Source organism: Saccharopolyspora sp. NPDC045941 (genome assembly GCF_056431445.1).
The window spans coordinates 22420-44338 of sequence record NZ_JBWKKU010000010.1 but is presented as its reverse complement, the minus strand read 5'-3'; the positions used below and the strand labels follow the sequence as shown (position 1 = coordinate 44338).

The following is a 21919-nucleotide window of genomic DNA, read 5'->3' as shown; positions in this document are numbered from 1 at the left end:
CGGCGTCAGGGTTTGCGGGCCACCGCTCCTGCGATGCAGTGCTGGACGGGGTAGAGCGGGTTGAGGCGGGGACCGGTCGGCCACCAGTCCGCGCACTTCACCAGGCCCGGGTCGATGAAATCCAGGCCCGGGAACATCGCCTCGATCTCGGCGCGGGTGCGGAACACCCCGGTGCCCATCGGGCTGTGCAGGAACGCCTGCTCCATCCGCCGGGCCAGCTCGTTGTACTCCTCGGTCTCCGGGTCGAGGAAGTGGCTGATGGCCACGTAGGACCCCGATGGCAGCGCGTCGACGTATTCCCGCATGATGTCGGCCGGTGGTCGCTCGCCGTCGTAGTGGTGCAGCGTGCCCAGTTGGAACAGCGCGACCGGTTCGGAGAGGTCCAGGTGCCGGTTGACGACCTCGTCCTGCAGGATGCGCGCCGGCTCGAAGATGTCGGCGGGGCTGAAGTGCGTCTGCGAGTTCTCCTCCAGCAACGCGCGACCGTGGGCGAGGACCACGGGGTCGTTGTCCACGTAGACCACCCGCGACTCCGGCTTGATCCGCTGCACCACCTGGTGGGTGTTCTCCGCGGTGGGCAGGCCCGATCCGCAGTCGAGGTACTGCGTGATCCCCGTTTCCGCGGCGATGAACCGGCTGACCCGGATCAGGAACTGGCGGTTGTCCCAGGCCAGCTGCGCGGCCTCCGGCGTGACCTCCCGGACGCGCCGGAAGACCTCGCGGTCCACCTCGTAGTTGTCCTTCCCGCCGAGGAAAGCGTCGTAGACGCGGGCGATGCTGGCCTTGCTCGTGTCGATGTGGACCGGGGTCGCTTCCCCGTCGGACGCGGTGAGGTCGGCTGCCATGGTTCCTCGCTTAGGGATGATGTCAGGTGCCTCGGGGTTGCACAGAGTACGAGCTTCATTTCGGGGAGTAAACGTCCGGCGTGCTAAGAATGTGAGGTCGCGCAAGTCGATCTTGAGCCGAACGAGTGGATCGATCGGTGCGGGTGCATCCACCGCGGCGGTGCGAGAATCGGGCGGAAATTCGACCAGGAGGTGCGGCGATGGCTCGGGAAGCGGGATCCGCCGACGGCGACGCGACCGGACCGGACGGCAGCCCGACGGCCCGGCGCATCATCCTGGGCGCGCAGCTGCGCCGGCTGCGGGAGGCCGCGGAGATCCTGCCCGCCGAGGCCGCCTACGCCATCCGCGGCTCGGAATCCAAGATCAGCCGGATGGAACTGGGCCGGGTCGGGTTCAAGGAACGCGACGTCGCGGACCTGCTCACGATGTACGGCGTGACCGATCCGGCGGAGCGCGAGCACTTCCTCCGGCTGGTCTCCGAATCCAGGCAGCCCGGCTGGTGGAACCGGTACGCGGAGGCCATGCCGCAGTGGTTCCAGGACTACGTCGGGCTCGAAGGGGTCGCCTCCCGGATCCAGACCTACGAGCTGCAGTTCGTGCCGGGCCTGCTGCAGACCGAGGCCTACGCGATGGCGATCGCGAGCTCGGGACACCCGAAGCTGGCCGATGACGAGACCCGGCGCCGGGTCTCGCTGCGCATGAAGCGGCAGCGGCTGCTCGCCCGCCCGGACGCGCCCCGGCTCTGGGCGGTCATCGACGAATCCGTGCTGCACCGGCCGATCGGCGGCGCCGCCGTGCTCCGCGCGCAGATCGACCACCTGCTGGAGATGACCAAGCTGCCGAACATCGCGCTGCAGGTGGTGCCGTTCTCGCTCAGCGGGTACGCGGCGGAGGGCTCGTTCACGATGCTCCGCTTCAACGAGCCCGAACTGCCGGACGTGGTCTACCTGGAGCACCTGGGCGGCGCGCTGTACCTGGACAAGCGGGAGGAGATCGAGTGGTACGGCAGGACACTCGATCGACTGATGGTGGACGCCCGCACTCCGGAGCAAACCCGCCAGTTGCTGCGAAAAGCCCGCGAAGCGCTCTGACGCCGAAATAGTTCGAGTACGCACAGTGATCGCGCGTGTGCGCAGAGCTGTGGTACGGTCCGGCGCAATGGCGAATGCAATTGCATGTGCAGTCGACCGAGGGAGATCTGATGCACGGTCAGTTCGAGGTCCCGGTCTCCGCGCTGGGCGATGTGACCTGGCAGAAGTCGCGCCACAGCGGTAAGTGGGGCAACTGCGTAGAGGTCGCGGCCCTGGACGACGGCACCATCGCGATGCGCCAGTCTCGCCAGGTACACGGCACCGCGCTGATCTACACCCGAGCCGAGCTGGCCGCTTTCGTGCGCGGCGCCAAGGACGGTGAGTTCGATGACCTCGTCAGTTGAAGTTGAGGACCAGGACGCTTCCAGCATCCGCCTGCGCAAGCTGGTGGCGCGGGGCTTCCGGCTGATGCCGCCGGTGCGCGACACCGACGGCGAGCTCATGGCGTTGATCTACGTGCGCCCGCACGCCGACATCGTCGACGTGGTCGAGCTCCGCGGCGAAGACGATGTGCGCGCCGCGCGGGTTTCCCGCGGGGCCGACTTCCGGGACGACCGGGCCGAGGCGCAGTGGCGCACGGCCGGTTCGGCGTGCGACGTGCTCGACCAGGTCCTCGCGCTCCCGGAACGCCTCATCACGGTGCGCGCCTGACCTTCGGTTTCCCGCGCTCGTGAGTGCTTTGGTCCGCCATGGCGGACCAAAGCACTCACGAGTCCGCTACGCGCCCAGCTCGGTCAGCAGCTTCGTGGCTTGGTCGGCGAAGGACGGGTCCTCGGTGCGCACCGCCCGGTTCAGGAGTTCGCGCGCCTGCTGGACTTCGCCGCGCCGGTAGCGGATCTCGCCGACCCGGTAGGCGGCCTCGGCGATGAGTTCCGGGTCTTCGGTGCTCGCCAGGGTGTACTCGTAGTGCCGGACGGCCTCGGCGTGATCTTCGCGCCAGTAGTGCATTTCCGCGAGGTGGGCGGCGGCGAGCGCGGCGTTGGGATGTCCCAGGTCGATCAGCGCCTGGAACCACGGCGCCGCGGCGGCGATGTCGCGGCGGCGCTTGGCGATCACCCCGAGGTTCATCGCCGCCTTCGCGGACAGCTCCGCGTCGTCGGATTCCCACGCCCGGAGGCTCCAGTCGTGGGCCTCCGCGTAGTCCTCGGCTTGGAAGGCCATCGACGCCAGCTCCAGCAGCGCCTCCCCGGCGTAGTGGTCCTCCGGCGCGGACTCGATCAGCCGCAGGTAGGTCTGCCGGGCCTGGTCGAGATCGCCGTCCTGGCGCAGGGATTGCGCCAGCGCGTAGGTGGCCATCGGCGAGAACCGGTCGTCGGCGCTGCCCGCCGCTTCCCGGAACGCCTCGATCGCCCCGGCGGTGTCGCCCTCCTCGCGCCGCTTGAGCCCGAGCATCGCCTTCATCGCCGGAGCCAGGACGCCGTCCTGGCTCCGCATGAGTTCCTCGGCGGCGGCCGGGTCGTCGTCCTTGAGCAGTTCGACCAGCCGGTATTTCGCCATCGCGGCGCGGTTTTCGTCGCCGGTGGCGAGCACCCGCTCGTACGCCTGCCGCGCGCCCGCCGAGTCGCCGCGCAGCTGCAGCGCCTCGCCCAGCGCGAGCACCGCCTCCGGCGCGGGCTCCGGGGCGCCGATCTCCACCGCGCACCGCAGGTAGATCAGCGCGGCGTCGGGGTCCTCGGTCTCCAGGAACTCCACGCCGGTCTCGTGGGCCCACTCCGCGACGTGGGATTCGGGCACCACTTCGGCGAGCCGGCGCAGGGTGTTCGCGGCGCCGAGATGATCGCCCGCGGCGCGCTGCCCGTCGAGCACGACGCGGACGTTGTTCAGCGCGTCCTCCGCCATGTCGTCGTCGGAGGTGTAGGACGCGGTCTTGACGAAAGCGGCTACGGCACCGGTGAAATCGTCCGCTTCGTAGCGGATCAGGCCCAGCCCGAACTCGCCGCGCGCCGCGATGTCGGGCTCGTCGCTGCGGCTGACCCGCTCGAACTGGATTCGCGCCGCGTCCCGGTCTCCTTGCGACAGCAGCAGTTCGCCGAGCCGCCCGCGCACGGCGTCGGAATGCCCGGGAATCCCGAGTTCCGCGGCCTCGCCGAGCCAGCGGATGGCCTCGGCCGGGTCCTCGGCGCGCTCGCCGAGCAGGCCCATCGCGATGACCGCCGTTTTCGGGTCGGTGGAGTGCGCGGCCCGGCGCAGCAGTTCTAACGCCTCGTCGCTCGTCTCGCCGAGCTGCTCGATGCGGTGGTGCAGCACGGCCCCGAACTGCTCGGGGGTTTCGGCGCCTTCCTCGGCCCGGTCCCAGATCTCGCGTGCCTCGGCGACCTCCCCGGCGACGAGGTGCAGGTGGCCGAGCAGCACGCCCGCGTCCACCGCCCAGATGCCGGAGCCCGCGGCGATCGCGTGCCGGCACGCGGATTTCGCGCCTTCCTGGTCGTGCAGCCGGGTCAGCAGCTGGGCCAGCAGCACACCGGCCTTCGCGGTGGCCTCCGGTTCGTCGGCGGAGCTCGCGCGGCGGTACCAGGCCAGCGCCATCGCGTGCTCCCGCTCGCCTTCGGCGAGTTCCCCGAGCGCGATCTGGGCCTTCGGCACCAGCGCGGGATGCCCGTGGTCGGCGACCATCCGGAAGAACTCCCGGGCCGCCGGGTCGTCGTTGTTCGCCAGCGCCCGGCCGAAGTCCAGCCCGAGCTCGGAACAGGTCTGCAGGTCGTCGCCGAAGGCGCCGGACAGGATCGACGCCGCGGCCGCCGGGTCGCTCCAGGAGGTGCACCAGTAGTCGGCGACGCGCGCCGAGCCGAAGTGCTCGCGGATCGCCGCCCGGGCGCCTTCGACGTCGCCGTCCTGGATCAGCCGGAATCCCCGCTGCTCGGCGGTTTCGACGCCCATCTGCTGGTACACGTACGGCGTGACGTCGGGGTCGCCGAACTCCAGAGCCCGCTCGTAGGCGTCCTTCGCGCCCGCTGCGTCGCCGTTGTCCCGGAGCATGTTGCCCAGGTCCAGCGCGGCCTGGGCCTGCACATTGGGCACGCCCGAGGCGATCACGCGCTCGAACGTTTCCCGCGCGCGCTCGGTTTCTCCGCGCCGGGAAAGCAGAACAGCGATGCTGGCGGTGGCGTGAGCGGCTTCGACGCGGGTTCCCACCGACTCCGCGCGACGGAACGCCTCCATCGCGCCGTCGGTGTCGTCCCGCTCGAAGCGGAGTGCGCCCAGCCTCAGAGCGGCGTTCACGGTGTTGGCGGTGTCGCCCGCGGCGACCTCGTCCAGCAGCGCATCGGCGCGGTCGAGCTCTCCCCGGTCCTGCAGCAGATCCGCCAGGCTGCACTTCGCGACCGCGGCTTCGTCGTCGTCCGTGCTCCGGGCCGCGTGCTCCCACGCCTCGACCGCGCCGTCGACGTCGCCGCTCTCGTTGCGCAGTGCGCCGAGGAAGAGCCAGCCCTGCTGGACCCGTTCCGGGTGGCCGGCCTCGACCACCAGCCGCAACGCCCAGTCGGTGAACTCGGCGGCGCCCCGGCCCTGGTAACGGTGCGCCAGGTTCAGGCACAGCTGCGTGGCCGTGTAGTGCGGCTTCTCGTCGTCGGTCAGCGCGAGGAAGCTCGCCCGCGCGGCGTCCAGTTCCTGCCGGATGGCGTGCATGCCGAAGGACGCGACCGGCGCGGCGGCGGAGGTGGAGTCGGCCGCCTTGGTGAACAGCTCCAGCGCCGACTCCAGGTCATCTGCCTCGACCAGTTCCTCGCCGAGCAGGAACGCCGCCCGCGGACCGAACTCGGGGTGGCTGCCGGCCGCGGTGCGGCGGTAGAGGTCCAGCAGCTCGTCGTGCCGGTCCCAGGTGCGGTACATCAGCGCGAGCTTCCCGAACACCTCGCCCAGCACGACGGAGTGCCCGGTGGCCGCCGCGGTCTCGAACGCCGCGATGGCGCCTTCGAGATCTCCCTGGTCCAGCAGCAGATCGCCGAGCTCGGACGCCGCCCACGGCCGCAGTGCGGGATGTCCTTCGCCGACGACCCGGTGCAGCATCCGCAGCCCGTCCTCCAGCCGCTGCTCCCGCACCAGCCAGCGGGCCAGCAGGTGACCGGCCTTCGTCCAGACCAGCCGGTTCGGCGATTCGGCGAGCCCGGTGAGCATCTCCACCGCTTCCGGCACGTCGATGGTCATCACGTGCTCGGCCTTGATCACCGCCGCCAGGTCGCGGGCCTCCGGCTCCGCGCCGGCGATGAGCGCGTCGATCATGCTGCCGTCGCCGTGCTCGAACTGCAGCAGCGCTTGCAGCACCGGCTGCGCGGCCGGTTCGTCGAGCAGCGCGTGGCGGAACGCGCCGTCCTGCGCCAGCGATCCCTCGTCGGATGTCGCGGCCCAGCGCAGCGCCCGCCGCGCCCGGTCGGGCTCGCCCGCGGTCGCCTCCACCAGGCCGAGCGAGTTGGCCGCCATCACCGACCAGATGCGCACCTCCATCTCGATGACCTGCTGGTACGCGGCTCGCGCGGCGGCGAGGTCGCCCGCCGCGGCCGCCTCGCGGGCGCGCTGCGCGAGTTGCTTGGCGTCGCCGCCTTCCGGGGCTTCCTGCGCGTCGATCACGTCCATCATGGACAGTGCCAGCTCGGCCTGGTGCGCGACGTGCGGGTCGTCGGCGTCGGCGGCCTTCCGGAACGCCTCGGCGGCGGCCGCCTGGTCTCCGTGCTCGTAGAGCAGGACGCCCATGTTGTACGCGGCGAGCGGCGCCTTCTCCGGATGCCCGGAATCGGCCACCTTGCCGAACGTCTCGACGGCTCCGGCGATGTCGCCCTCGTCGCGCTGCAACTCGGCGAGCACGCCGAGCGCCTCGGTCGAGTAGCGCGGGTGGCGGGTATTGATCACCCGCTGGTAGGTCTCGCGGGCCTGGTCGGCCCGGCCGAGTTCGCGGTGCACCATGCCCAGGTGGATCAGCGCGTGCAGCCGCACGTCGGGGCGCGGGTCGTCGGCTGCCTGCCGGAACGCGTCGGCCGCACCGGGCAGGTCGGCCAGGTCCTCCAGCACGCCGCCGAGCAGCACGTAGCCCCAGCCGAGGTGCTCGGGATGGCGGTAGGCGATCATCCGCTCGGCCATCCGGCGCGCCATCGCGGAGTCGTCGACGTGCAGCGTGTACAGCTTCGCCGCGCCCAGCGATCCGTACTTCGGGTGCCCGCTGTCCAGCAGCCGCAGCAGGATCGGCTCGGCGTCGTGGTCCCGGCTCTGGTCCAGCAGCAGGCACGCCTGCTCGTAGGCGACCTGGAGGTACTCGTCGGCGGACCGCTCGCCGGGGCCCGGCAGGTCCAGCTCCTGGGCGAGCTCGACCACGGCGGGATCGTTGCAGGCCAGTGCGCGGTCTCGGGCCTCGCGCGCGCCCTCGGTGTCGCCGAGCATGTGCAGCACCTGCGCCAGCAGGGCGTTGGCGCGCCCGGCCGCGTCCGGGTCGGCGCCGTAGGCGGAGAAGTGCAGGACCGCCTGGGCGGCGGTCAGGTCGTCGGCGTCGAAGAGCAGCAGGCCCAGCGAGATCGCGGCCGTCTGGGCGTAGATCGGGTGCCCGGAGTCCAGCGCCCGCTGGTACATCGCGCGGGCACCGGCGGCGTCGTCGCGCTCGTCGAGCAGACCGCCGAGCAGGCACGCCGCGTGCACGGAGCTGTCGAAGTCGCCGTCGTCGAGGACGGTCCGCAATTCGTGCTCGGCGGCGGCTTGATCACCGCTGATCCACAGCTGCCGAGCTCGGGTGACCCGCTGTTCCCAGAGTGACATGCCGTGCCTCCGATCAGGTGATCATCGATCGCGGCGAGGATATCGGTCCGGCACCCGGGCTTCGGGCGAATCCCCTCCATCCGGGGCACGACGAAGATCACCCATCGCGACAGCAACCCGAGGCCGGGCTCGTGCGTCCCACGATGCCGCACTTCCGTCCAAACAGGACTCTGGGTCGCCGGCCGCCCGGGGCGAACGGCCCGTTCACCCCGGTAGACGAGGCAAACGGTCCGTTCACCTCAACCGCCCAACACCAGTACGCACGACCGGCGACGAGCGAACGGCCCGTTCACCTCGATAGACGAGGCGAACAGGCCGTTGACTCGAGGCCACGTCGCTGAGCCGGGCGGCGCACGAAAAGGAGCGGGCCGCCCGCTTGCGCGGACGGCCCGCTCCCGTCGAAATTCCGGCGAACGCCGGGGGTCAGCCGGCCAGCTGCTTGAGCCGCTCGAAGCCCTGCTGGTACTGGTTCAGGTCGGTGTTGCCGCCGATGCCGGCGACATCGCCCTTGTCGGTGTACTGCCAGAAGTCCCAGTCGGAGAAGCCGCCGGGAACCGCCGGGCTGTCCACTTCGTAGGAGGCCAGCCACAGCGGGTGGCCGTCGAAGGTGTCGGTGCCGCCCATGCACTGCCGCCAGAACGACGGGTTGGCGTAGATGATCGGCTCCTTGCCGGTGCGCTCCTTGACCTTGTCGTTGAAGGTCTTGGTCCACAGGTGCATGTCGGACACGGACAGGCCGTAGCAGCCGCCGGAGTTCGGGTCCACTTCCAGGTCCAGCACGGGCGGCAGGGTCTTGCCGTCGGACTGGTAGTCGGCGGTGTTCAGGAACCGCTCGGCCTGCACCTCCGCCGAGGACGAACCCGGCCGCGCGAAGTGGTAGGCGCCCGCGATCAGGCCGGCGTCCTTGGCGCCGTGGTACTGCTCGCTGTAGCGCGGGTTGGTGAAGCTGGTGCCGTCGGTGGCCAGCACGAAGGTGAACTTCTTGCCGTCGGCCGCGACCTGGCGCCAGTCGATGTCGCCGTTGTGGTTGGACACGTCGATGCCCTCGACCGGCGGGCCCAGCGGGGCCTCCGGAGCCGGCTGCGCCTGCGGGGCGGGCGCGGCCTGGGGAGCCGGGGCCTGGGCGGCCTGCTCGGGAGCGACCTGGGCCTGCGGCTGCTGGATCGGGGCTTCCACGGCGGCTTCGTGGACCTCGGTCTCGGTCGGGCCGGAGGTCGCGCTGCCGATCACGAGGCCCACCACGCCGACTGCGGCGACGGCGGCGCCCACCTGCATGGACCGGGTCCGCGGCGCCCGCCGCACGGACTCGGGGAGCTTCTCGACGTGCGGCGCAACCCTCTCCCGGAGACGCCGCACCACGGGTGCTTCCTGAATTCGCTGCAGCAGCGGTGCGAGCCACTGCAGGACGCGCTGGATCAGCGGGGCGAGCCACTCGCCGACGCGGTGCGCCGCCGGCCGCACGCGATCCACTGCCGTGCGCAGGGCCTGGTCGGCACGCAGCGCAGCGGAACGCAACCCGCGGTCAGTCGCCTCGTTCGGGGTGGAGGCGTGATCGTTGTTTTCGGGGGATCTTGGTTGGTCGGAGGATTCGGGGTTCACGAGTCACCACACTCCAGCACGGAGCGTGTGCATGCATCGCGGTTTGTACGTACGCGGGTACCTGGATTAACCCTATCGGGTACGCGCGCCGCTTGATCCGTCACGATTTGTGACTGCGCGGCGTTCGGCGGCAGCAGCCTAGCGGCTCAGCTCACAAGCCCCGCCCCGCGGGGGGCGACAACCCGCGGGGCGCATGTGACAAGTGGGGATGTCGGTGGCGTTGTGCCTCGGCACCTGCGCCCGGAGCTGCGCGCTAGATCCGGTACAGGCTCCGGGACACGTAGCTCGATGCCTGCTTCGCGCGCAGCTCGCACAGCTCCGCCTTCAGCTCGCGGGCCTCGACGACCTCCGGCTGGTTCCCCGGCGCCAGCGCGAGCAGGTCGATCACGTGCAGCGCCTGCTGCACCTCCCCCGCGTCGCGCAGCTCGCGGGCCCTGGCCAGCACCGCCGCCTGGTCCGTGATCGCGTCCGCGACCGCTGCCGCGGCGACGTCGGGGCGGGACGGGTGCAGGTTGGTCGGGTTGAAGTCCCACCAGCCGGTCTCGGACCGCACGATGTCCCGGACCACGTAGTCGCGGTGCCCGTAGGTCTCGGCCATCCACGACTGCTCGAACAGCTCCGCCGGGTAGTCGAGGTCGTGCAGGATCTCGCCGACCACCATGCCCTTGTTCAGCCGCGCCACCACTTCGGCGCGCAGCCAGCGCAGGGCCCGCGCTGTCCCGGTGAGCATCTCCCCGACCTGCTCGCGCCGCGGCTTGCCCCACTCCGGCACCACCACGGCGGGGTCGAGCGCGGCGAACCGGTCGAGGGTGTCGGCCCAGCGCACGGGGTCGCGGAGGGTGCGCAGCGGCGTGCCGACGTTCGGGATGGACTCGATCAACGCCGCGCTGCCGTAGAGGATGCGCTCCTGCGGCAGCCACACCGCCGTCACGTCGTCGGTCTCCGACGGCGCCCAGAGCAGCTGCACCACGCGGCCGGTGGTGCCGAGCGTCAACGACTCGGCGTAGGTCTGGTCCGGGAACGTCTGCGGGGGTACCGCCGGGAAGTCCTCCTTGGCGCGGCGGAACTGCATCGAGTTGAGGTGGGACTGCAGCCCGCCCGTCTCGGCGTACCGGCGGTAGCGGCGGACCACGTTCTCGTGCGCGATGATCGTCGGCCGCGGGTCGCCGCGGCGTTCGGCGTCGGCGAGGAACCCGGGCACGCCGTAGTTGTAGCCCATGTGCCCGTGGCTGTAGACGATCCAGCGGATCGGGGCGTCGGTGTGCTGCCGCAGGTCGGCGAGCGCGTCCGGGACCAACTTCGGACTCGGCCCTGTGTCGACCACCAGCAGCCCCTGCTCGGTTTCGACGACGAAGCTGTTGCCCTGCAATCCCAGCTGGTAGACCCCCGGGGCGACGACCTGGGTCGGCCGGCGCTTCTCAAGCGGGTTGCGTTCGGCGGTGTCGGTCATGCTTCCTCCGGTACGACGATGAGCGAGTCGACGGCGACGGGCGCGCCGTCCGCCGTCAGCAGCAGCGGGTTGATGTCGAGTTCGGCGAGCGCCGGTACCCGCACGACGAGCTCGCCGAGCCGGGCCAGCACCGCGGCGAACTCCTCAGTGGACAGTTGTGGATCCGCGTCGGCGAGGGCGCGTGCGATCGCCCCGGGACGCGCGGGCAGGCGGATCACCTGGCGCGCCAGCCCCGCCTCCTCGACGCGCGAGCCGCCGGGTCCGATCAGCAGCGCGGGCCCGTAGTGCGGATCGCGCACCGCCCCGACGGCGATCTCGCCCTGGTGCGCGAGCTGCGGCTGGATCACCGCGCGCGCCCCGGCGAGGCCCAGTTCGCCAGCCCTGGCAAGCAGTTCCGCGCAGGTAGCGGCGACGTCCGGCGCCGCGACGCCCAGCTTGACCAGGCCGAGGCGAGCGCGGTGCGGCGCGTCCGGCGAGTCGATCTTCACGACGTACCGATCGGCGGGTGGCAGGTCCTCGCCCGCGACGGCGGTGTCCACGTAGCGCACGCCGAGTTCGCGCAGCACCTCGCGGGCATCGATCTCGGTGACCACGCCGGTGTGCGGTTTCAGCAGCTCCACCGCCGCCGACACGTCCTGCTCACCGATCTCGACGTCCAGCTGCGCCGGGCGGATCACGCCGGGCAGCGCGCGGATCAGCCCGGCGATGCTCGGGTACACCACCCCGGGCGGCGTGCCGGCCAGCGCGCCCGGCGGCGGGCACGCCCACACCAGCCAGCTCGGCGAGTCCAGCGCGGCGATCTTCTCGGCGAGGTCCCGGTACAGCTCCGGGAACAGGTCGCCGAAGGTGAAGCAGCAGACGACGCCGTCCACCTCGGGATCCTCGTCGAGCAGCGCGAGCAGCTGCCCGAACGCGTCGGAGCTGCGGTAGAACTGCCCGCCGAGGTCGATCGGGTTGTCCGTCGACGCGACGCCCGCGAGCTCCAGCTCCTCGATCCGGTCCCGGGTCTTCCCGCTCAACGGCCGGACTTCCGCGCCGAGCGCGGCCAGCCGGTCGGCGATGATCGCCCCGGCGCCGCCCGACATCGACAGCACCGCGATGTTCGGTCGCGGCGGCAGCGACACCTCGCGTTGCAGCGCGACGACGAGATCGGCGAACGACTCGTCGTCCTCGGCCACCACGATTCCCGCGTCCCGGCACAGCGCGTCGAACAGCAGCTGATCCCCGGCCACGGCCGCGGTGTGCGAGAGCGTCGCACGCTGCCCGGCCTCGCTGGCACCGGCCTTGAGCACCACGATGCGCTTGCCGAGTTCGACCGCCCGCCTGCCGAGCCGCTCCAGCGCCTCCGGGTCGCGGATCTGCTCCACGTACAGCCCGAGCACCCGCACGTCGGGGCGTTCGACGAGGTAACCGCCGATGTCGGTGACCTCCAGGCAGGCTTCGTTGCCGACGCTGGCGTAGTAGGTGAAGCCCACACCTCGGGCGTCGAGCAGGCTGGCCAGCACGAAGCCGACCGCACCGCTCTGCGACACCAGCGACACCGGACCCGGCGGCGGCGCGGGCCGCGCCACGTACGCGGTGGTCGTCACGTTCGCAGAGGCGGGCTTGCTGATCACGCCGAGGCAGTTCGGCCCGAGCACCGGCATGTCCCCGGCGGCCTCGCGCAACCGCTGCTGCCGCTCCCGGCCGTCGGCGCCGTCCTCGGCGAATCCGGACGAGAACAGCACGACGGCTCCGACGCCACCGCGCCGCGCCCGCTCGATCACCTCGATGGCGGCCTCGGCCGGCACGGCCACGACCAGGATGTCCAGCAGCTTCCCGGATTCCGCCAGGTCGTCGAGGATCGGCAGGTCCACGTCGCGGTTGCGGGGCTCCACGGCGTACAGTTCGCCGCCGAACCCGCCGGAGCGCAGGATCTCCACCACCCGGCTCCCCCACGACCCGGGCCGGGCGGACAGCCCGATCACCCCGATCGCCTTGGGGAAGAACAACGAATCCAGCGGCATGCGGCCTCCTCGCGATCTCAACTCTCCGGCTCGTGCGTGCTTCTTGCTGCTGCACAGGTCGTCAAACTCAGGGGCGGTCGGCTGCGGCCGACAGCAGGCCGAGGCGGCGGGCGTCGCGCTCGGGGTTCACGACCAGCACCGCGAGCAGGCCGCCGACGATCATCAGCCCGGCGCACAGGCCGAACGCGGTCTGGAATCCCGCCCCGCCCGAACCGGCGGCCTGGACGAGCGCGCCGGTCACGGCGGGCGCGAACACCCCGGCCAGGGTCACCAGCGCCGTCTTCGATGCGATCACCGCCCCGCGCTTGCGGACCGGCGCGATCTGCGCGGCAGTCAGGTAGCCCAGCGGGAACGCCACGCTCGGCAGCCCGAACGCCAGCGTCATCAGCACCAGAGCGGCGGCACCGCTGGTGTGCGGCAGGAGCAGCATGCAGCCGCCCGCGAAGGTGACGGCCAGCCCGGCGACGACACCGCGGGCCACCCGGCCGGTGGCACCACGGCGCATCCAGCGCCCGGAGAGCCACGGGACGACCAGCATCACCAGCGCGTTCAGCACGTTCGGGATCACCACGACGACGCCGATCTGGTGCGGCTCGTACCCGAGCGCGTTCTCCAGGTACATCGGCAGCCAGGCGGTGTTCATCGCCAGCGCCCAGTACGCGCCGACCCCGGCCAGCAGGCCGCCGACGAAGGTGCCGTTGAAGAACAGCTTCCGGTACGGCACGTCCGGCTCGCCGCCCGCCTGCACGACGCCGTGCTGCCCGGCGTCATAGGTGGTCAGCGGCCCTTCGCGGCCGATGAACGTCCACAGCACCACCCACACCACGCCGGCCAGCGCCAACGCGACGAACGCCGCGCGCCAGCCGTGGTTGGTGATCAGGTAGACCAGCGTCGGCGACGCGATGACCAGGCCCAGCGCGCCGCCCATCTGCGTCAGCGCCGTGGGCACCGACCGGCGGTCCTCCGGGAACCACTTCTGCACGGCGTGCACGACCATCGGCGCGGTCGGCCCTTCGGCCGCGCCGAGCGCGATCCGGCTGAGGTACAGGGTGGAGACGCTGGCCGCGAGCAGCAGCGGCACCGAGGTCAGCGACCACAGCACCGCCAGGATGCCCAGGATCCAGGTGGTCTTGACCCGGTTCGACAGGAAGCCGACCAGCACCGCGGACACGCTGAACAGCAGGTAGAAGCTGCTGGCCACGGCGCCGTACTCGGCGGCGCTGAGCCCGAGCTCCCGCATGATCGGCCCGGCCGCGAGCCCGAGCACCGCCTTGTCGCCGAAGTTGATCACCATGAGGGTGACGACCATCGCCACGACCAGCCAGGCCCGCACGCTCCCGGGCTGCGTCTGGCGCGTGCCGCTGCCGGCAAACTCGGTGGTCTGGGGAACCGCCAATGAACTCGCCTCCTCGCGGCGGCGGCCTCAACGGCGAGGCCGCGCCGACCCACAGAGGAAAGCGCGTGTTTAACGTTTCGTCAATCCTGTGGAGACAGACTTTCCCTCAACAGCAAGCTCTTTCATGATCTACTCAGACATCCTGAACAGGTAATTCAGGGCTTCTCGGGCGCCTGCGGCCCCAGCCGTTCGGCGACCGCGAGCATCCGCTCGTCCAGTTCGCGCACGCCGATGCCGAACTCCTTGGCCAGCCGCGTGCGCGACATCGCGTACCCGAGCGACAGCGAAACCATCATCGCGTGCAGCGCCACCGGATCGATCTCCGAATCCAGCGCCCCCTCGGCCTGGTCCTGCTTCAACCGCTGCTGCGTGCGCGGCAGGTCGGGCATCAACCGCAGCGTCGAGTCGCCGTCCAGCACCAGCAGCGCGACCAGCCGGTACATCGACACGTACCGGATGCAGCCGCGCAGCACGTGCTTCATCCGGTCGCCGAAGCCCAACGGCTCGTCCTGCACCCGCGCGCTCATGATCCGCTGCCGCACGTTGTGCCGCAGCGCCGCGCGCAGCAGATCGCGCCGCGAGCCGAAGTAGTGGTACACCAGCGCCCGGTTCACGCCGGCGTGATCGGCGACCTCGCGCAGGTTGAGACCCTTGAGCACGCCGTCCCGGGCCAGCAGTTCCAGCGCCGCCCGTTCCAGGGAGCGCGCGGTCTGCTCGCTGTCCATCGACGCGCCGCCCGGCGTCCGCGACTTAGCCATCCGCGTACCGTACTCAAACCGGATCACCGCACGGGATCAGGCGGCAAGCGGCGGACCCGCGAGAACTACGCGGGCCCGCCGATGCAGCCGGGGGCGGATCACCACCACTTCACGTTGCCGCCACCCATGCCGCCGATGCCGCCACCGCCCCAGCCGTTGCCGCCGATGCCGGGGCCGCCGTGGCCACCCGGACCGCCGATGCCGCCGGTGCCGTTGTCGGGTGCGCCGTCGCCACCGTCGCCGCCATCGCCACCGCCGGTACCGCCACCGGTACCGCCACCGTCACCGCCGTCGCCGCCGTTGATCACGACGGGGCCGCCGGTGGGCGCGAACGCGGTCATGACCGTGCGCGCGGGCAGGAACTCCACGCGCTGCTCGCCGAGCTCCTCCGAACTCAACACTTCATCCTTTTCGAACACCTGATCCTCCCTCAGTCCGGAAAAGGGCTCGGAATCCAGTGGAGATCGATGCCCAAACAAGGTCCAAACCCCCAGATCCCCGTTCCAATGCCCCAGATTAGTCGGCATCAGCACGGAGGGTAGGGGCAGCCGCAATGCCGCGCAGCACGAAAACCTCCGCCAGCCCGGGTGGCCATGCCGTAAAACTCCGACCAATATCCATAAACATGCCCTCCCACCTGCATCAACGCAGTCCGTGATCTCCAGGCAATATCAAATTGAAATCGGTCGAGATCCTTTCTTCCGGACAATGACATCGCACTCCCAGCTGTCGTTCTCCAGCTAAATCAACTTCCAAAAACACCGCGTCGCGTAATATCCGGCGACCGATCGCGTCCGGCGAAATCCGGTCACACAAACCTGCCGGAACGAAATAGCTCGCATTCCGCGCGACGAGAAGATCACCGCCCCGCGCCAAGATCAGGTTTGCGGCACCCCGGACCACCGAGGGCACGCGAGCGGATCCCGCGCAACTCGGAATCACCCTTTCGAATCCAGCGAGTCAGTAGTTCTTTCGCCTCGAACTCTGCCACCGTTTGGCCCAGCCATGATCACACCCGGTTAGGAGTTGCGTCGATGAGTAACCGTCCACGTCGGGCCCTTCCCGCCGAGGTGCCGAGCGCCTTCGGCGGCGGCCACAACCCCGGAACGCGATGGCCGCTGCCCGGCGCCGCCGTGCTCGCCGCGGCGTTCAGCCTCATCGCGGTCCAGCCGGCCGACGCCGCCCCCCCGTCCTGCACCCGGACCGACAACGGTTCCGGGGTGAACATCTTCTGCAGCCGGGGAATCCCGGCCGGGATGACGGTCGACGGCACCGAGGGCAACGACCGGATCGTGCTCACCGGGGCGCTGGCGGGCACCATCAACGCCGGCGGGGGCGACGACACGATCACCATCACCGGCCGCAGCGGCGGCACCGGCGGCAAGGGCGGCAACGGCTACCTCGGCTGGGCCCGCAGCGACCGGGACATCGACGGCACCAGCGGCGGAAAGAACGGCGGCGGAACCGGCGGCATCGCGGGTCTGAGCGGCACCGACGCCAGGACCAGCGCACGGGCCGGAGGCAGCGCGGGCAAGGGCGGCCCCGGCGGCGTCGGCGGTCCTGCCGTGGCGGAGACCGGCGTGCTCAACGCCGGGCTGGGCGACGACACGATCACCATCCTCGGCGGTGCCGGCGGCAACGGCGGTGAAGGCGGCGACGGCGGGCCGGGCAGCACCAACCCGGCCGACGCGCGCGGCGGCGCCGGTGGCAACGGCGGCCAGGGCGGCATCGGCAACCTCGGCCGCATCAACCCCGGCGAGGGCAACAACACGATCACCATCACCGGCGGGAACAACGGCGACGGCGGCACGGGCGGCCGCGGCGGACCCGGCACCGCGGAAACGCGCAGCGGCAACGGCGGTGTCGGCGGCAACGGCGGCGGTGGCGCCCTCGCGGCCAACGGACCCGGCGGCGTCGGCAACGGCCCCACCGGCACGATCGTCAGCATCGGCGACGACGACATCACCGTGCAAGGCGGCAAGGGCGGCCGGGGCGGTGTCGGTGGCAAGGGCGGCGACGGCCAGCCGAGCGCCACCAGCTCCCGCGGGGGCGTTGACGTGGAAGGCGACGGCGGGGCCGGCGGAATCGGCGGCAGCGGCGGGACCGCCAACGCCGGCAAGATCATGTCCGAGAACGGTGGCCGGTCCGCGGTCCACGTCCTCGAGGGCCCTGGCGGCGACGGCGGCGGCGGTGGCGACGGCGGCGACGGCAGCGGCATGGGCAGCACGGCCGGGCTACAGGGCCAGGGCGGCCTCAACGCCATCGCGGGCACCGGCGGAGTCGGCGGCACCGGCGGGGCCGGCGGCCGCATCGGCACCGAAGAGGCGGCCCGCCAGGGCTCCTGATGAACACCCCGAGCCGACTGCGGCGGATCAGATCCCCGCCCGCTCCGTCGAGATGCACCCCGTGGGAGTGAATCAAAGTGCAGCGGGCGTCCGGTGCTTCTAGGTTCTGGCCCGTGCGCCGGGATCGTGCCGCAGCGGCGCTCCAGCGGGGCGGCCGAACTCCGGTTTTCCCCTGTGAATCCCCTCGAATTGAGAAGGAGCACCAGATGCCACAGACCTCTCGGTCGCTGAGCGCTGCCGAACTGGACGACCAGCGCGTCGAGTTCCTGCCGGCGCGCACGGTCATGTCGACGTTCTGGCTCCCCTGGAGCGGCACCGACGTCCTGGCCCCGTACGACCCGCCCACGCACACCCACACCGTGACCGGCGACGCCAACGTCATCACCACCGGTGACATCACCGGCGGCAACGGCGGCACCGGCGGCGGCAACGGTGGCGGTCAGGGCGGCGGCAACGGCGGTGCCGGCGGCGCAGGCGGCCTCGGTGGCGACGGCGGCGACGGCGGCGATGGCGGCAACGGCATCGGCGGCAACGGCATCGGCGGCAACGGCACCGGCGGCAACGGCGGCGGCAACGTGGGCTGACGCCGCGGATCGTTCGACAGCACCACCACCGGCGGGCGCGACCTCCCCCACCAGCGAGGATGTCGCGCCCGTCGGCCACGTTCGGACCTGATCAGGAGTCGCGATGGCCGCCCCGCACCAGGCCGGGTCGCCCCCGGCGGACGAGGACGTAGCGCACCTGCCGGTGCCCGCGCTCGTGGCGGGCACCGAGCTGATCGGCCGCTACCAGGGCTCCGGCCACCGCGAGGCGCCGTACCTGGTGCGCCGCCGCGACGGGCAGGTGCTCCAGCTCTCGCACCTGCTGTACCTGGCGGCGGCGGGGCTCGACGGGCGGCGCAGCTTCGCGGAACTCGCCGCGCGCCTCAGCGTCGAATCGGCGCGCACCGTCACCGCCGGGCAGGCGTTCTACCTCGTCGAGAACCGGTTGCGGCCCGCCGGGATCGTGGCCGTTTCGGAGTCCGGGGCGCCGCCGGAGAAGATCCCGAAGGGCCGGGATCGGTTGCTGGCGTTGAGGTTCCGCGTCGCACTGGTGCCGGAGCGCACCGTGGCGGTCATCGCCCGGATCTTCCAGCCGCTGTTCTGGCCGCCGGTGGTGATCGTCGTCCTCGCGGCCTTCGTCTTCGCCGATGTCTGGCTGGCCGTCAACGGCGGCGCCGAACAGGTCGTCGCGGGCGCGAAGGAGCTGCTCAACCGGCCGGAGCAGATGCTGCTGGTGCTGGGCGTGCTGATCGTCTCCGGGATGTTCCACGAGTGCGGTCACGTAGCCGCCTGCCGCTACGGCGGCGCGCGGCCGGGCGCGATGGGCGTGGGCATCTACCTGGTGTGGCCCGCGATGTACAGCACGGTCACCGATTCCTACCGGCTCAGCCGCGGCGGCCGGCTGCGCACGGACCTCGGCGGCATCTACTTCAACGTGATCGCGATGCTCGTCATGATCGCCGCCTACGCGCCGACCGGTTCGGCGTGGCTGCTGGCCGCGTTCCTGGCGTGGCAGGCGACCACCTTCTGGCAGCTCCTGCCGTCGGTCCGCTTCGACGGCTACTACATCCTGAGCGACCTGGTGGGCGTGCCCGACCTGTTCGACCGGATGGGGCCGGTCCTGCGCAGCCTGCTCCCGGGCCGCCGCCCGCACCCGCGCGTGCAGGAGCTCAAGCCGTGGGTCCGCCGGGTGATCACGGTGTGGGTCGTGCTGGTGATCCCGTTCATGGCGTACTGGATCATCGCCTTCCTGCTGCTCGCGCCGCACGTGCTGCCCACCGTGTGGCAAGCGCTGGTCCTGCAGTGGAACGGCGTGGGCTCCTCGGTGCGGGCGGGCGACGCCGCCGCGGCGGCGGTCGGCGTGCTCCGGCTCGCGCTGCTGGTGCTGCCGTGGGCGGGCCTCGCGCTGGTGCTCACCAACCTGACCCGCCAACTCATCCGGTCGCTGCGCAGGTGGCGGGCGCGCCGCGCGCTCGAATCGCGGTAGGCCCCGGCGCCGGAGGACGGCGTTTTCGCGCGAACCCGGCGTTTCTCCTGAGGCAAGACGCCGGTTTCGCGCGAAAACGTCACGGTCACCCGGACGCACCCCGGGTGATCGCGCGGTCTCGATGGGCGACGTTCCGACACGCCGACGTGAGTGCCGACGTTGCGCGCGGGCGGTGTCCGGCAGAATGCTCGGTCGGATCTGGCGAAGATCGCAGAGAAGGCGGAATCAGCATCGTGACGACTGTTCATCAGAAGATCGCCGAGGAGCTCGGCGTCCGCGAGCGCCAGGTGCAGTCTGCCGTCGACTTGCTCGACGGCGGGGCGACTGTGCCGTTCATCGCGCGCTACCGAAAGGAAGCGACCGGCGCCCTCGACGACGCCCAGCTGCGCACGCTCGAAGAGCGGTTGCGCTACCTGCGCGAGCTCGAAGAGCGGCGCGCGACGGTGCTGGAATCGATCCGCTCGCAGGGCAAGCTGACCGACGAGCTGGAGGCTCAGGTCAACGCAGCGGACTCGAAGGCGCGGCTGGAGGACATCTACCTGCCGTACAAGCCCAAGCGCCGCACGAAGGCCCAGATCGCCATCGAGGCGGGCCTGGAGCCGCTGGCGGACCGGCTGCTGTCGGACCCGAGCAACGACCCGCAGGAGACCGCGGCCGGGTTCGTGGACGCCGAGAAGGGCGTCGCCGACGCCCAGGCCGCGCTGGACGGCGCGCGCTCGATCCTGGTCGAGCGGTTCTCCGAGGACGCCGACCTGATCGGCGAGCTGCGCGAGCGGGTGTGGACGCGCGGCCGGATGGTCTCCAAGGTCCGCGAGGGCAAGGAGGAGGACGGCGCGAAGTTCGCCGACTACTTCGAGTTCTCCGAGGGCTTCGCGGACCTGCCGTCGCACCGCATCCTGGCGCTGTTCCGCGGCGAGAACGAGGAGGCCCTGGAGCTGGCGCTGGAGCCCGACGACGGCGCGGAGCAGGTGGGCCCGACCGACTACGAGCTGCGGATCGCGCAGCAGTTCGGCATCGCCGCGCAGGGCCGCCCGGCCGACAAGTGGCTGTCCGATGTGGTCCGCTGGGCGTGGCGCACCCGCATCCTGACGCGGCTGAGCGTGGACCTGCGGCTGCGGCTGCGGCAGAACGCCGAGGACGAGGCGGTCCGGGTGTTCGCGGCGAACCTGCGCGACCTGCTGCTGGCCGCGCCGGCCGGTTCGCGCGCCACGATGGGCCTGGACCCGGGCTTCCGGACCGGCGTGAAGGTCGCGATCGTCGACGGCACCGGCAAGGTCGTCGCGACCGACACGATCTACCCGCACCAGCCGCAGCGGCAGTGGGACCAGGCGCTGGCGAAGCTGGCGACGCTGGCCAAGGCGCACAACGTGGACCTGATCGCGATCGGCAACGGCACGGCGTCGCGCGAGACGGACAAGCTGGCGGGCGACCTGATCAGCCAGAACCCGGACCTGAAGCTCACCAAGATCTCGGTGTCGGAGGCGGGCGCGTCGGTGTACTCGGCGTCGGCCTACGCGTCGCGGGAGCTGCCGGAGCTGGACGTGTCGCTGCGCGGCGCGGTGTCGATCGCCCGGCGCCTGCAGGACCCGCTGGCGGAGCTGGTGAAGATCGACCCGAAGTCGATCGGCGTCGGCCAGTACCAGCACGACATCTCGGAGACGAAGCTGTCGCGTTCGCTGGACGCGGTGGTCGAGGACTGCGTGAACGCGGTCGGCGTGGACGTGAACACGGCGTCGGCGCCGCTGCTGACGCGCGTGTCGGGCATCAGCGAGGGGCTGGCGGACAACATCGTCCACCACCGCGACACCAACGGCCCGTTCCGGACCCGCAAGGCGCTCAAGGACGTGGCGCGGCTGGGCCCGAAGGCGTTCGAGCAGTGCGCGGGCTTCCTGCGGATCCCGGACGGCGACGACCCGCTCGACTCCTCGGCGGTGCACCCGGAGGCCTACCCGGTGGTGCACCGGATCCTGGGCAGCACCGGCGGTGAGATGACCGGGCTGATCGGCAACGCGAAGGTGCTGAAGTCGTTGCGGCCGCAGGACTTCGTGGACGACAGCTTCGGCCTGCCGACGGTCACGGACATCCTGGCGGAGCTGGACAAGCCGGGCCGCGACCCGCGACCGGAGTTCAAGACGGCGACGTTCGCGGACGGCGTCGAGAAGATCGCCGACCTGAAGCCGGGCATGACGCTGGAGGGCGTGGTCACGAACGTGGCGGCGTTCGGCGCGTTCGTGGACGTGGGCGTGCACCAGGACGGCCTGGTGCACGTGTCGGCGATGTCGAAGAACTTCGTCAACGACCCGCACGACGTGGTGAAGTCGGGCGACATCGTGCGCGTGAAGGTCCTGGACGTGGACATCCCGCGCAAGCGGATCTCGCTGACGCTGCGCCTGGACGACGAGCCGGGCGCCGGCGGTCGCCAGGACCGCGACTCCGGCCGGGGCCAGGGCGGCGGACGCGGCCAGGGCGGCGGCGGCCGCAACGGCGGCGGGCGTGGTCAGGGCGGCGGCGGTCAGGGCCGGGGCGGCCAGGGCGGCGGCCAGGGCGGTCAGGGCCGAGGCGGCCAGGGACGCGGCGGACGCGGTCAGCGCAACGATGCCCCGTCCGGATCGATGGCCGACGCCCTCCGCAAGGCGGGCTTCGGCAAGTAGCCGTTTCAGCTGGT

The 21919-nt window shown here is 71.4% G+C and carries 15 protein-coding genes; 7 read left to right on the top strand and 8 right to left on the bottom strand.

What is annotated here, in order from left to right:
- Positions 1-5 precede the first annotated feature (5 nt).
- Positions 6-845, bottom strand: a complete 840-nt coding sequence (locus tag AC07FN_RS10445; protein ID WP_478395370.1) for an SAM-dependent methyltransferase — start codon at positions 843-845, stop codon at positions 6-8.
- A 200-nt stretch (positions 846-1045) separates the two neighbouring features.
- Between AC07FN_RS10445 and AC07FN_RS10440 the strand changes: the two genes are divergently transcribed.
- The 3 genes from AC07FN_RS10440 to AC07FN_RS10430 all read left to right on the top strand — a co-directional run bounded on the left by AC07FN_RS10440 (position 1046) and on the right by AC07FN_RS10430 (position 2587).
- Positions 1046-1936 carry a helix-turn-helix domain-containing protein gene (locus tag AC07FN_RS10440; RefSeq protein ID WP_478395369.1) on the top strand — a complete coding sequence of 297 codons (891 nt, stop codon included), beginning with the start codon at positions 1046-1048 and terminating at the stop codon, positions 1934-1936.
- A gap of 110 nt (positions 1937-2046) precedes the next feature.
- A complete protein-coding gene (locus AC07FN_RS10435; protein WP_478395368.1) occupies positions 2047-2280 on the top strand; it encodes a DUF397 domain-containing protein in 234 nt (77 codons plus the stop codon).
- The gene (locus AC07FN_RS10430; RefSeq protein ID WP_132490443.1) at positions 2264-2587 is read left to right on the top strand and encodes a hypothetical protein; all 324 of its coding nucleotides are present in this window, start codon (positions 2264-2266) and stop codon (positions 2585-2587) included. Before AC07FN_RS10435 ends, AC07FN_RS10430 begins: the two co-directional genes overlap by 17 nt.
- A 66-nt stretch (positions 2588-2653) precedes the next feature.
- Here the strand turns inward: AC07FN_RS10430 and AC07FN_RS10425 are convergent, their stop codons facing one another.
- The 7 genes from AC07FN_RS10425 to AC07FN_RS10395 form a co-directional block, all read right to left on the bottom strand.
- Entirely contained in the window at positions 2654-7672 is a 5019-nt protein-coding gene (locus AC07FN_RS10425; protein WP_478395367.1) for a tetratricopeptide repeat protein, read from the bottom strand.
- Between the two features lie 423 nt (positions 7673-8095).
- Entirely contained in the window at positions 8096-9187 is a 1092-nt protein-coding gene (locus tag AC07FN_RS10420) for a lysozyme (protein ID WP_478395366.1), read from the bottom strand.
- 337 nt (positions 9188-9524) lie between these two features.
- Positions 9525-10721, bottom strand: coding sequence for an alkyl sulfatase dimerization domain-containing protein (locus AC07FN_RS10415; RefSeq protein WP_478395365.1), 1197 nt, complete (start codon positions 10719-10721; stop codon positions 9525-9527).
- Positions 10718-12727: an acetate--CoA ligase family protein gene (locus AC07FN_RS10410; protein WP_478395364.1), complete on the bottom strand. Its 2010-nt coding sequence runs from the start codon at positions 12725-12727 to the stop codon at positions 10718-10720. Before AC07FN_RS10410 ends, AC07FN_RS10415 begins: the two co-directional genes overlap by 4 nt.
- 67 nt (positions 12728-12794) lie before the next feature.
- Positions 12795-14123, bottom strand: coding sequence for an MFS transporter (locus tag AC07FN_RS10405; RefSeq protein ID WP_478395363.1), 1329 nt, complete (start codon positions 14121-14123; stop codon positions 12795-12797).
- Between the two features lie 155 nt (positions 14124-14278).
- The gene (locus AC07FN_RS10400; RefSeq protein ID WP_478395362.1) at positions 14279-14881 is read right to left on the bottom strand and encodes a TetR/AcrR family transcriptional regulator; all 603 of its coding nucleotides are present in this window, start codon (positions 14879-14881) and stop codon (positions 14279-14281) included.
- Between the two features lie 98 nt (positions 14882-14979).
- The gene (locus tag AC07FN_RS10395) at positions 14980-15282 is read right to left on the bottom strand and encodes a hypothetical protein (protein ID WP_478395496.1); all 303 of its coding nucleotides are present in this window, start codon (positions 15280-15282) and stop codon (positions 14980-14982) included.
- 633 nt (positions 15283-15915) lie between these two features.
- Between AC07FN_RS10395 and AC07FN_RS10390 the strand changes: the two genes are divergently transcribed.
- The 4 genes from AC07FN_RS10390 (at position 15916) to AC07FN_RS10375 (ending at position 21905) form a co-directional block, all read left to right on the top strand.
- Complete coding sequence (locus tag AC07FN_RS10390; RefSeq protein ID WP_478395361.1) at positions 15916-17226, top strand: hypothetical protein; 1311 nt, start codon at positions 15916-15918, stop codon at positions 17224-17226.
- A 206-nt stretch (positions 17227-17432) separates the two neighbouring features.
- On the top strand, positions 17433-17810 hold the full coding sequence (locus tag AC07FN_RS10385; RefSeq protein WP_478395360.1) for a hypothetical protein: 378 nt from the start codon (positions 17433-17435) through the stop codon (positions 17808-17810).
- Between the two features lie 103 nt (positions 17811-17913).
- Positions 17914-19254, top strand: coding sequence for a hypothetical protein (locus AC07FN_RS10380; protein WP_478395359.1), 1341 nt, complete (start codon positions 17914-17916; stop codon positions 19252-19254).
- Positions 19255-19484: 230 nt separating this feature from the next.
- Complete coding sequence (locus tag AC07FN_RS10375; protein ID WP_478395495.1) at positions 19485-21905, top strand: Tex family protein; 2421 nt, start codon at positions 19485-19487, stop codon at positions 21903-21905.
- Positions 21906-21919: the final 14 nt, after the last annotated feature.